Origin of the sequence: Burkholderia sp. E168m22 (assembly GCF_001319805.1) — a bacterium.
In the GTDB taxonomy this organism is placed as follows: Bacteria; Pseudomonadota; Gammaproteobacteria; order Burkholderiales; family Burkholderiaceae; genus Burkholderia; species Burkholderia orbicola.
Window position 1 is genome coordinate 1 of record NZ_BBSK01000126.1, and the last position, 10,186, is coordinate 10,186.

General features: G+C 68.0%; 9 protein-coding genes and 1 pseudogene. 4 read left to right on the forward strand and 6 right to left on the reverse strand.

The window, feature by feature from the left end:
- On the forward strand, positions 1-422 hold a 422-nt coding region (locus AP428_RS29205), incomplete at its 5' end, for an FAD-dependent monooxygenase (RefSeq protein ID WP_197285613.1).
- A gap of 193 nt (positions 423-615) precedes the next feature.
- On the opposite strand, the gene AP428_RS29215 is transcribed toward AP428_RS29205, so the two are convergent.
- The 5 genes from AP428_RS29215 to AP428_RS29235 form a co-directional block, all read right to left on the reverse strand.
- Positions 616-897: a DUF4148 domain-containing protein gene (locus AP428_RS29215; RefSeq protein WP_011545690.1), complete on the reverse strand. Its 282-nt coding sequence runs from the start codon at positions 895-897 to the stop codon at positions 616-618.
- 173 nt (positions 898-1,070) lie between these two features.
- Positions 1,071-1,820 (reverse strand): amino acid ABC transporter ATP-binding protein, encoded by a 750-nt coding sequence (locus AP428_RS29220; protein ID WP_006493844.1) that lies wholly within the window; start codon positions 1,818-1,820, stop codon positions 1,071-1,073.
- Complete coding sequence (locus tag AP428_RS29225) at positions 1,807-2,457, reverse strand: amino acid ABC transporter permease (protein WP_006481394.1); 651 nt, start codon at positions 2,455-2,457, stop codon at positions 1,807-1,809. The genes AP428_RS29220 and AP428_RS29225 overlap by 14 nt, the downstream gene beginning before the upstream one ends.
- Positions 2,454-3,140 carry an amino acid ABC transporter permease gene (locus AP428_RS29230; protein WP_011545692.1) on the reverse strand — a complete coding sequence of 229 codons (687 nt, stop codon included), beginning with the start codon at positions 3,138-3,140 and terminating at the stop codon, positions 2,454-2,456. Before AP428_RS29230 ends, AP428_RS29225 begins: the two co-directional genes overlap by 4 nt.
- A gap of 89 nt (positions 3,141-3,229) precedes the next feature.
- A complete protein-coding gene (locus tag AP428_RS29235) occupies positions 3,230-4,036 on the reverse strand; it encodes a transporter substrate-binding domain-containing protein (protein WP_011694984.1) in 807 nt (268 codons plus the stop codon).
- A 472-nt stretch (positions 4,037-4,508) separates the two neighbouring features.
- On the opposite strand from AP428_RS29235, the gene ansP reads away from it, so the two are divergent.
- A complete protein-coding gene (ansP, locus tag AP428_RS29240) occupies positions 4,509-5,999 on the forward strand; it encodes an L-asparagine permease (protein ID WP_011694983.1) in 1,491 nt (496 codons plus the stop codon).
- 71 nt (positions 6,000-6,070) lie between these two features.
- Here the strand turns inward: ansP and AP428_RS29245 are convergent, their stop codons facing one another.
- Entirely contained in the window at positions 6,071-6,376 is a 306-nt protein-coding gene (locus tag AP428_RS29245) for a DUF4148 domain-containing protein (RefSeq protein ID WP_011545695.1), read from the reverse strand.
- A 298-nt stretch (positions 6,377-6,674) separates the two neighbouring features.
- Here AP428_RS29245 and AP428_RS29250 point away from each other — a divergent pair, with 298 nt between their 5' ends.
- Both AP428_RS29250 and AP428_RS29255 read left to right on the forward strand, forming a co-directional pair.
- Positions 6,675-9,923, forward strand: coding sequence for an efflux RND transporter permease subunit (locus AP428_RS29250; RefSeq protein ID WP_054928444.1), 3,249 nt, complete (start codon positions 6,675-6,677; stop codon positions 9,921-9,923).
- A 52-nt stretch (positions 9,924-9,975) separates the two neighbouring features.
- Positions 9,976-10,186, forward strand: a pseudogene (locus AP428_RS29255) (efflux transporter periplasmic adaptor subunit); the annotation flags it as partial.

Here is a 10,186-nt window from a genome sequence, read left to right on the forward strand (position 1 = left end):
TCGTTGCGCGCGACGGCACGCAGCGCGACGGGTCGCTGCCGCCCGGCGCGATGCGCGACGACCATCGCGCGGAACTCGTCGACGCCGCCGACCGGATGCTCGCGCCGATGCTCGCCGCGCTCGTCGATGCAACCGCCGCGCCGTTCGCGCAGGCGATCCTCGATCTCGCGGTCGAGCGGATGGCTGTCGGGCGCGCGGTGCTGCTCGGCGATGCCGCATGCATGGTGCGCCCGCACACGGCGGCGGGCGTCGCGAAAGCGGCGGACGACGCGGTCGGCCTCGCCGAAGCCGTGCGCGACGTCGCACGCGGCGCCGCGTTCGATGCCGCGCTGGTGGGCTGGGACGCCCGTCAGCGCGCCGCCAGCGCAGCGATCGCCGCGCGCGGGATCGCGCTCGGCGCGCGGTTGATGGGCGCGGCGTGAGCGTGCGCCGGCCGGGTGTCGACTGTATGGCGGTGCGGGTCGAATTCGGGATTCAGTCCGTGCAGCACGCTGGCGCGCCCGCCGTCGTCATCGGGCAGTAGCGGCTGCCCGCGCGCGAAAGCCGGGGCCGCGGCCGCCGCGAGCCACGCGGCGATCGCCAGCCCGACCACGCATGTCGATACGGCGCCCCGCTTCATTGCGCGCTCGCGGTCGACACGGTGGCCGACGACGTCGCGGCCATTGCCGTGGGCCGGTCGCCATGCGCGATTGCATACAGCTCGCGATTGCGCGCGATCGTCTGCGTGCTCGGCGGATAGTCCCAGTTCGACGTCGGCAGCGTGCCGTCGCGCTCCGCCTGAATCAGATCGGCGCGCACGTCGGCGCGCGTGACCGGATGGTCGGCAGATTGCGCGAATGCGACGATCGGTGCGCTCAGCGCACAGGAAAGCAATACCGCACGAATCAGCTTGTTCATGATGTTCACCTCTCGAAGATAGCGTGTTAGCGTCCGCAGATCAGGCCGGACATCCGCTCCGCATCGATGCGATGAGGAGTGGTGTCCATTCTGCGATTCGCGCGCTGTCCGGAAGGTGAGGCTTCGATTACGGTCCTGTCATCTATCGCGGCCGGGCCGCACGGCGGTGTCGGTCAGCGCGTCACGGTTTCCGTGTTTCGCACGCTGCCCAGAAACCGCGTCAACTCCACCGTCTGCGGCCGCTCGAAGATCTCGTCGGCCGTCCCGCTCTCCCACACACGCCCCTGGTGCATGAACACGATCCGGTCGCTCACCGCACGCGCGAAGTTCATCTCGTGCGTGACCATGATCAGCGTCATGTCCTCGCGCGCGAGTTGCTCGACCACGCCCAGCACCTCGCCGACGAGCTCCGGATCGAGCGCGGACGTGATTTCGTCGCACAGCAGCACGCTCGGCTTCATCGCGAGCGCCCGCGCGATCGCCACGCGCTGCTGCTGGCCGCCCGACAGCTGTTCCGGAAACGCGTCGAACTTGTCGCCGAGGCCGACGCGCTCGAGCATCAGTTCGGCGATCGCGCGCGCCTGCTGGCGGTGCGCCTTCTTCACCACCGACTGCGCGAGCATCACGTTCTGGCCGGCGCTCAGGTGCGGAAACAGGTTGTATTGCTGGAACACCATGCCGACCTTCAGCCGCAGCGCGCGCAGGTCCGCGTGCCGCGCATCGACGCGTTCGCCGTCGACCGAAATCGTGCCCGCGTCGATGCTCTCGAGCCCGTTGAGCGTGCGCAGCAGCGTGCTCTTGCCCGAGCCGCTGCGGCCGATGATCGAGACGACCTGCCCGCGCTCGACGGAGAAATCGATGCCCTTGAGCACATGGTGGGTGCCGAAGTTCTTTTCGAGACCCCGGGTTTCAACGAGCGGCATGCCATCTCCTTTGCAACGTGCGCGCATAACGGGTAAGCGGATAACAGAGCGCGAAATAGATCAGCGCGACGAGGCCATACACGACGAACGGCCGGAACGTCGCGTTCGAGATCGCGATGCCGACCTTCGTCAGCTCGGTGAAGCCGATGATCGACACCAGCGCCGTATCCTTCACGGCCTGCACGCCGAAACCGACCGTCGGCGCGATCGCGATGCGCGCGGCCTGCGGCAGGATCACGTGACGCAATTGCTCGACGTAGCTCATCGCCAGGCTGGCCGACGCCTCCCACTGCCCTTTCGGCACGGCCTCGACACAGCCGCGCCAGATCTCGGCCAGATACGCGCTGGTGAAGAACGTGAGCCCCGCCGTGGCCGCGACCCACGGCGGCACGTCGAGCCCGACGAGCGGCAGGCCGAAGAACACGATGAACAGCTGCATCAGCAACGGGGTGCCCTGGAACACTTCGATATAGAGCTTCGCGATGCCGCGCAGCACCGTCGAGCCCGACACGCGCATCACGAGCAGCCCGAGGCCGACGAGGCCGCCCGTCACGAACGACACGATCGACAGCACGATCGTCCAGCGCGCGGCCAGCAGCAGGTTCGCGAGAATCTGCCCCAATGTGAAATCGGTCATCGCGCACCTCGCACGCGGCGGGTGAACAGGCGGCGGCCCATCGCGCCGAGGGTGGCGCGCAGCAGCAGCGCCATCGCCAGATACGCGAGCGTGATCACGAAGTACGTCTCGAACGCGCGAAAGTTGCGCGACTGAATGTAGCTGGCCGCGTAGGTCAGGTCGGCCACCGAGATCTGCGACACGACGGCCGAGCCGAGCATCGTGATCACGATCTGGCTCGACAGCGCGGGAAACACCTTGGCGAGCGCCTGCGGCAGCACGACGTGGCGCAGCATCTGCGCGCGCGACATCGCCAGCGCGGACGCGGCCTCCAGATGCCCTTTCGGCACGGCGGCCACGCCCGCGCGCACGATCTCGACCGAGTACGCGCCGAGATTGAGCGTCATCGCGAGGATCGCGGCCGTGTATTCGTCGATGTGCACGCCGAGCGCCGGCAAGCCGAAGAAGATGAAGAACAGCTGGACGACGAACGGCGTATTGCGAATCGCCTCGACGTACGCGCCGATCAGCGGGCGCAAGCGCACGGCCGCCCGCGCGTCGGCGCTGTACGCGGCCGCGCCGAGCACGCCGACCGCCACGCCGAGCACGGTCGCGACCGCGGTCAGCGCGAGCGTGATCGCCGCGCCGCTCGCGAACACGCCGACGTACTCGGACAGTTCGCCGAATTGAAGCTGGTAGCTCATGGGAAGGAGATGAATTCGGGTTCGGACAACGACACGCGCCACGCCGGGCACCCCGGCCGCGGCGACGTATCAGGCGACACGGCGATGCGTCACAGTCCGGCCGGCAACGGCTGGCCGAGCCACTTGCGCGACATCTCGCCCAGCGAGCCGTCCTGCTTCGCATGCGCGATCGCATCGTCGATCTTCGCGAGCAGGCGCGGTTCGTTCTTGTTGACGCCGACGAAGCACGGCGAATTCTTGATCACGAACTTCACCTCGGGGCGGCGCGGCGGATTCTTCGCGAGAATCGCCGCCGCGACGATGTTGCCGGCCGCGATCAACTGGACCTGCCCCGACAGGAACGCCTGGATCGTCGCGTTGTTGTCCTCGAAGCGCTTGATCGTCGCGTTCGGCGCGAGCTGCGACAGCGCGATCTCCTCGAGCGCGCCGCGCGTGGCGCCGACCGTCTTGCCGGTGAGGTCGGCCGGCGTGCTCACTTTCACGTCGGACGGCCCGAACACGCCCTGGAAATACGGTGCATACGCGCTCGAAAAGTCGATGACCTTCTCGCGTTCCGGCGTCTTGCCGAGCGACGAGATCACCATGTCGACCTTGTTGGTCGTCAGGTACGGAATCCGGTTCGCGCTGTTCACGGGCACCAGCTTCAGCTTGACGCCGAGCGACTTGGCAAGGAGTCCTGCCATGTCGATGTCGTAGCCCTGCGGCTGCATGTCCGTGCCGACCGAACCGAACGGCGGATAGTCCTCGGGCACCGCGACGCGCAGCGTGCCGTTTTTCGCGATGGTGTCGAGCGCATCGGCATGGGCCGGCGCGGCGGCGAACAGCGCGATCACGGGGGCGGCGAACAGCGCAGCCAGCCAGGTGCGTCGGGGGAACGGTCGGGTCGTCGGGCTCACGGTGAATCTTCCTTGTCTGGTATGTCGTCGGGCTGCGCGCAACGATTGCGCGGCCGACACCACTCCAGCAAAAACCGGGCCATCGCCGGGAAACGCTTGCCCCACCGGCATGAGCCGGACATTTCAGCGAACCCTTCGGCGAACCGAATTCCTCATTTCGGTGCATGAACCGGCACCATCGGTAACCGTTGCCCTCGCAGTGCGCGCCGGCGCACCAAATTACCTAACCGGTTCACCCATCGCCGCGGCCGTTATGCGCGGATTCGAACACGCCCAGTCCAAATTTGCATTCCGTTTGTGGCGGGAATTACGGCTGAATACGTTCGCGACGTACCGTGCCTTTCGTCACGTCCGACGAATCGCGATCAGGACGAGCACGCCGGATTCCGCGCGCGAGTCCGCCGGTACCGGTGGTCCCGATCGTCCCGCGATCGGGATGAATTCAATCCCATCCGTGCGCGAGGATACCGTCATGGCATCGATTCCCGAACCGTCGACAACCGGCGAAACCGACAAACGCAGCTGGCTCGAATCGCACGAAGCCGGCTATCACAAGACCCTCGGCAATCGACAGGTGCAGATGATCGCGATCGGCGGGGCCATCGGCACCGGGCTGTTCCTCGGGGCCGGCGCCCGGCTGCAGGCCGCCGGCCCGGCGCTCGCGATCGTCTATCTGGTCTGCGGCGCGTTTTCGTTCCTGATCCTGCGCGCGCTCGGCGAGCTGGTGATGCATCGCCCCAGCAGCGGCAGCTTCGTGTCGTACGCGCGCGAATTCCTCGGCGAAAAGGCGTCGTTCGTCGCCGGCTGGATGTACTTCCTGAACTGGGCGATGACCGGCATCGTCGACATCACCGCCGTCGCGCTCTACATGCATTACTGGGCGCCGTTCGCGGCCGTGCCGCAGTGGATCTTCGCGCTCGTCGCGCTCTGCATCGTCGCGACGATGAACCTGATCGGCGTGAAGTGGTTCGCCGAGATGGAATTCTGGTTCGCGCTGATCAAGGTCGCCGCGATCGTGCTGTTTCTCGTGATCGGCACGGCGATCCTCGGCACGGGCATGCCGGTGGCCGGCCATGGCACCGGCATGCATCTGATCACCGACAACGGCGGGTTCTTCCCGCACGGGTTGATGCCGGCGCTGGTGCTGGTGCAGGGTGTGGTGTTCGCGTTCGCGGGCGTCGAACTGGTCGGCACGGCCGCCGGCGAATGCAAGGACGCGCGCAAGGTGCTGCCGCGCGCGATCAACAACGTGATCTGGCGCATCGCGATCTTCTACGTCGCATCGGTCGTGCTGCTGGTCTGCCTGCTGCCGTGGAGCGCGTACAAGGCGGGCCAGAGCCCGTTCGTCACGTTCTTCGGCGCGCTCGGCGTGCCGGGCATCGGCTCGGTGATGAACCTGGTGGTGCTCACGGCCGCGCTGTCGAGCCTCAACTCCGGCCTGTATTCGACCGGGCGCGTATTGCGTTCGCTGTCGATGGGCGGCTCCGCCCCCGCGTTCCTCGCGCGAATGAGCGGGCAATCCGTGCCGTACGCGGGCATTCTGGTGACGGTCGCGATCTACGTGGTCGGCGTGCTGCTCAACTATCTCGTGCCGTCGAGCGTGTTCGAGATCGTGCTGAACATCGCGTCGCTCGGCATCATCAGCACCTGGGGCTTCATCGTCGTGTGCCAGATGAAGTTCCGCGCCGCGGTCAGGCGCGGCGAGGTCGAGGACGTATCGTTCAGGATGCCGGGCGCGCCCGTCACGTCGTGGCTCACGCTGCTGTTCCTGCTCGGCGTGCTGGTGCTGATGGCGTTCGACTATCCGAACGGGACGTGGACGATCGCGTCGATCCCGCTGGTCGCGCTGCTGCTCGTGGCCGGCTGGAAGTGGCTGAGCCGTCGCGCGCGCCGCGCGCTGCTCAAGCCGACGATTCCGTCGATCGCGCTCACGCAGAACGTGCTCGAGAAAGGCGAGAACTGACGCGCGGCGGCATGTGCGCCGTCCGTTGAACGATCCGCCGCCGGGCTGCCGACGGCGGGCGCCGAACGCGCTCAGTGATGCTCGTACAACGGCTGCGTGTCGAGCGACGCGAGCGACGATGTCGCCGTCCTGGCCGCGTCGGTCGGCTGGGCAGCGGCCGATTGCGCTTGCTGCGCGACGACCTTCGCTTCCGCGGCCTGGATGTCTTCGGGATAGTACGGATCGCTGCCGATGGGCCGATAACCGGCCTTTTCGACGCGGACGAGATCGGCACGCACCTCGGCGCGGGTAACCGCATGGTCGGTGGTTTGCGCAAATGCGACGATCGGCGCGCTCAGTGCGCAGGACAGCAGGACTGCACGAATCAGGTTGTTCATGATGTTCACCTCTCAAAGATGGCGTGTTCGCGTCCGCAGATCAGGCCGGACATCCGCTCCCCATCGATGCGATGAAGAGTTGGATTCATTCTGCGATTCACGCGCTTTCCTGAAGGTGAGGCTTCGATTACGGTTTTGTTATCTGGGCGCCGGCGCCGGTCGGTCGCCACGCACTCGCGCGCCCGCACAGATAACGGTTTCGTAATCCTCGAGTCAGGGTCGGGTCAACGCCGCGCCGGCAGACTGCGTGCTCGTCGCATCGAATGCGCATCCGAGCCCTGCTTCGAGGAGCACCATCATGTGGATCGTCCGGCTGGCGTTACGCAGGCCCTACACGTTCGTCGTACTCGCGCTGCTGATCTTCATCGCGGGGCCGCTCGCGCTGCTGCGCACGCCCACCGACATCTTCCCGAGCATCGACATTCCGGTCGTCAGCATCGTCTGGTCGTACAACGGCTTCTCCGCGGAGGACATGGCCAAGCGGATCACGTCGAACTACGAACGCGCGCTCACGTCCGACGTCGACGACATCGAGCACATCGAGTCGCAGTCGCTGAACGGCGTGTCGGTCGTGAAGATCTTCTTCCACCCGGGCGCCGACATCAATCGCGCGATCGCGGAAGCCGCGAGCAACGCCGCGTCGATCCTGCGCATCCTGCCGCCCGGCACGCTGCCGCCGAACATCATCACGTACAACGCGTCGACGGTGCCGATCCTGCAGCTCGGGCTGTCGAGCGACACGCTCGCCGAGCAGCAGCTGTACGACCTCGGCAACAGCTTCATCCGCACGCAGCTCGCGACCGTTCAGGGCGCGGCCGTACCGCTGCCGTTCGGCGGCAAGATCCGCCAGATCGTCGTCGATCTCGATACGCGCGCGCTGCAGGCGAAGGGGCTCGCGCCGATCGACGTCGTCAACGCGATCAACGCGCAGAACCTGATCCTGCCGGGCGGCACCGCGAAGATCGGCACGCACGAATACAACGTGCAGATGAACGGCAGCACGCAGACGGTCGCCGCGCTGAACGACCTGCCGGTGAAGACGATCGGCGGCAACGTCGTGTACGTGCGCGACGTCGCGCACGTGCGCGACGGCTACGCGCCGCAGACCAACATCGTGCGGGTGGACGGCAAGCGCGCGGCGCTGCTGACGGTCGAGAAGACCGGCAGCGCATCCACGCTGACGATCATTGACCAGGTGAAGGCGATGCTGCCGAAGATCGCGGCCGGGCTGCCGAAGGCGCTGCACATCGCGCCGCTCGACGATCAGTCCGTGTTCGTGAAGGCGGCCGTCCAGGGCGTCGTGCGCGAAGCGCTGATCGCCGCGTGCCTGACCGCGCTGATGATCCTGCTGTTCCTCGGCAGCTGGCGCGCGACGCTGATCATCGCGATCACGATCCCGCTCGCGGTGCTCACGTCGCTGCTCGCGCTGTCCGCGCTCGGTCAGACCATCAACATCATGACGCTCGGCGGGCTCGCGCTCGCGGTCGGCATTCTCGTCGACGACGCGACCGTCGCGATCGAGAACATCACGCATCATCTCGAGCTCGGCGCGCCGCTCGAGGAGGCCATCCTGACCGGCTCGGGAGAGATCGCGGTGCCGACCTTCGTGTCGACGCTGTCGATCTGCATCGTGTTCGTGCCGATGTTCCTGCTCACGGGTGTCGCGCGCTATCTGTTCGTGCCGCTCGCCGAGGCCGTGATCTTCGCGATGATCGCGTCGTACTTCTTCTCGCGCACGCTGGTGCCGACGCTCGCGATGGCGCTGATGCGCGCCAAAGGCAGCGGCCGGCCGCCGCGCGGCGTATTCGCGCCCCTCGTGCATGTGGCGCGTTTCCAGGCCGCGTTCGAGCATCGCTTCGAGGCCGTGCGGCTGCGCTATCGCGCACTGCTGTCGGCGGCGATCGCGCGGCGCCGCCGCTTCGCGGCCGCGTTCCTGCTCGCCTGCATCGCATCGACGGGCCTCTACGCGTTCGCCGGGCAGGACTTCTTCCCGTCGGTCGACACCGGCGAGATCCGCCTGCATCTGCGCGCGCCGACCGGCACGCGGATCGAGGAAACCGCGCGGCTGACCGACGAAGTCGAAGCGAAGATCCGCGGCGTGATTCCGGCGAACCAGCTCGCCGGCGTGCTCGACAACATCGGCGTGCCGGTGAGCGGAATCAACCTCACGTACGACTCGTCGGACCCGATCGGCACCGAGGACGCCGACGTGCTCGTCACGCTGAAGCCGGATCACGCGTCGACCGCCGCGTACGTCGCCAAGCTGCGCAACGTGCTCGCGCAGTCGTTCCCCGGCGTGACGTTCGCGTTCCTGCCGGCCGACATCGTCAGCCAGATCCTCAACTTCGGGCTGCCCGCGCCGATCGACATCCAGATCGTCGGCAACAAGCTCGACCAGAACCGTGCGGTCGCGAATGCGCTGCTCGCGAAGCTGCGCGGCGTGCGCGGGCTCGTCGACGCGCGCATCCAGCAGCCCGGCGACGAACCGGCGATCAACGTGAACGTCGATCGCACGAAGGCGATCCAGGCCGGCCTCGAACAGCGCGACGTCGCGCAGAACCTGCTGATCGCGCTGTCCGGCAGCTCGCAGACGACGCCGAACTTCTGGCTCGATCCGCGCAACGGCGTCAGCTACCCGGTGCTCGTGCAGACGCCGCAATACACGGTGAATTCGCTGCAGTCGCTCGCGAACGTGCCGCTGCCCGCCGGCACCGCGCGCTCGCCGCAGACGCCGGCCGGCGGCCCGGCCGCGGGTGCGCCCGCGCAGAACCTGCTCGGCGCGCTCGGCTCGTTCTCGCGCGCGACGCAGCAGGCCGTGGTGTCGCATTACAACGTGCAGCCGGTGCTCGACATCTTCGCGTCGGTGCAGGGGCGCGACCTCGGCGGCGTCACGGGCGACGTGACGAAGCTCGTCGACGCCGCGCGCGCGCAACTGCCGCCCGGCGCGTCGATCGTGCTGCGCGGCCAGGTGCAGGCGATGCACGAGTCGTTCACGGGCCTGCTCGGCGGCCTCGCGCTCGCGATCTCGCTGGTCTACCTGCTGATGGTCGTGAACTTCCAGTCGTGGCTCGATCCGCTCGTGATCGTCGGCGGCCTGCCGGCATCGCTCGCCGGCATCGCATGGATGCTGTTCGTCACGCGTACCACGCTGTCGGTGCCCGCGCTGACCGGCACGATCCTGTGCATCGGCATCGCGACCGCGAACAGCATTCTCGTCGTGAACGCGGCGCGCGAACTGCTCGCGGGCGGCGAGCCGCCGTGGCAGGCGGCGCTCGACGCCGGCTTCGCCCGCTTCCGGCCCGTCGTGATGACCGCGCTCGCGATGCTGATCGGCATGCTGCCGATGGCGCTCGGCCTCGGCGACGGCGGCGAGCAGAACGCGCCGCTCGGCCGCGCGGTGATCGGCGGCCTCGCGTTCGGCACGGTGTCGACGCAGCTGTTCGTGCCGGTGCTGTTCGGCTTCGTCCACGCGTGGCTCGCGCGGCGTCGCGACGCCGCGGCCGCCCGGCGCGCGCAGGCCGTGCCCGATACGCCGGCGCTGCGTTGAGCGCGTACGCCCGCCCCTTCTCATCCTTCGATTCGCCCGCCCCGGACCCATCATGAACGACTCGATCGAACCCGTCGCCCCGCCGCCCGCCGCCGAAGCGGCCACCGTGGCCACAGCCGTGCCGGCCGCCGCGCGCGGCGCCGCCTCCGATACGCCGCCGCCCCGCCGCGGCCGCACGCTGGCCGTGCCGCTCGCGGCCGTCGCGCTCGCCGCCGCGCTGCTCGCGCTCGGCATCGTGCCGCGGATCGATGCACGCGCCGCGC

Bases quoted from the DNA above. Each gene is read 5' to 3' on its own strand.
- AP428_RS29215 (WP_011545690.1), bottom strand. From the start codon at position 897: ATGAACAAGCTGATTCGTGCGGTATTGCTTTCCTGTGCGCTGAGCGCA.
- AP428_RS29220 (WP_006493844.1), bottom strand. From the start codon at position 1,820: ATGCCGCTCGTTGAAACCCGGGGTCTCGAAAAGAACTTCGGCACCCAC.
- AP428_RS29225 (WP_006481394.1), bottom strand. From the start codon at position 2,457: ATGACCGATTTCACATTGGGGCAGATTCTCGCGAACCTGCTGCTGGCC.
- AP428_RS29230 (WP_011545692.1), bottom strand. From the start codon at position 3,140: ATGAGCTACCAGCTTCAATTCGGCGAACTGTCCGAGTACGTCGGCGTG.
- ansP (WP_011694983.1), top strand. From the start codon at position 4,509: ATGGCATCGATTCCCGAACCGTCGACAACCGGCGAAACCGACAAACGC.
- AP428_RS29245 (WP_011545695.1), bottom strand. From the start codon at position 6,376: ATGAACAACCTGATTCGTGCAGTCCTGCTGTCCTGCGCACTGAGCGCG.
- AP428_RS29250 (WP_054928444.1), top strand. From the start codon at position 6,675: ATGTGGATCGTCCGGCTGGCGTTACGCAGGCCCTACACGTTCGTCGTA.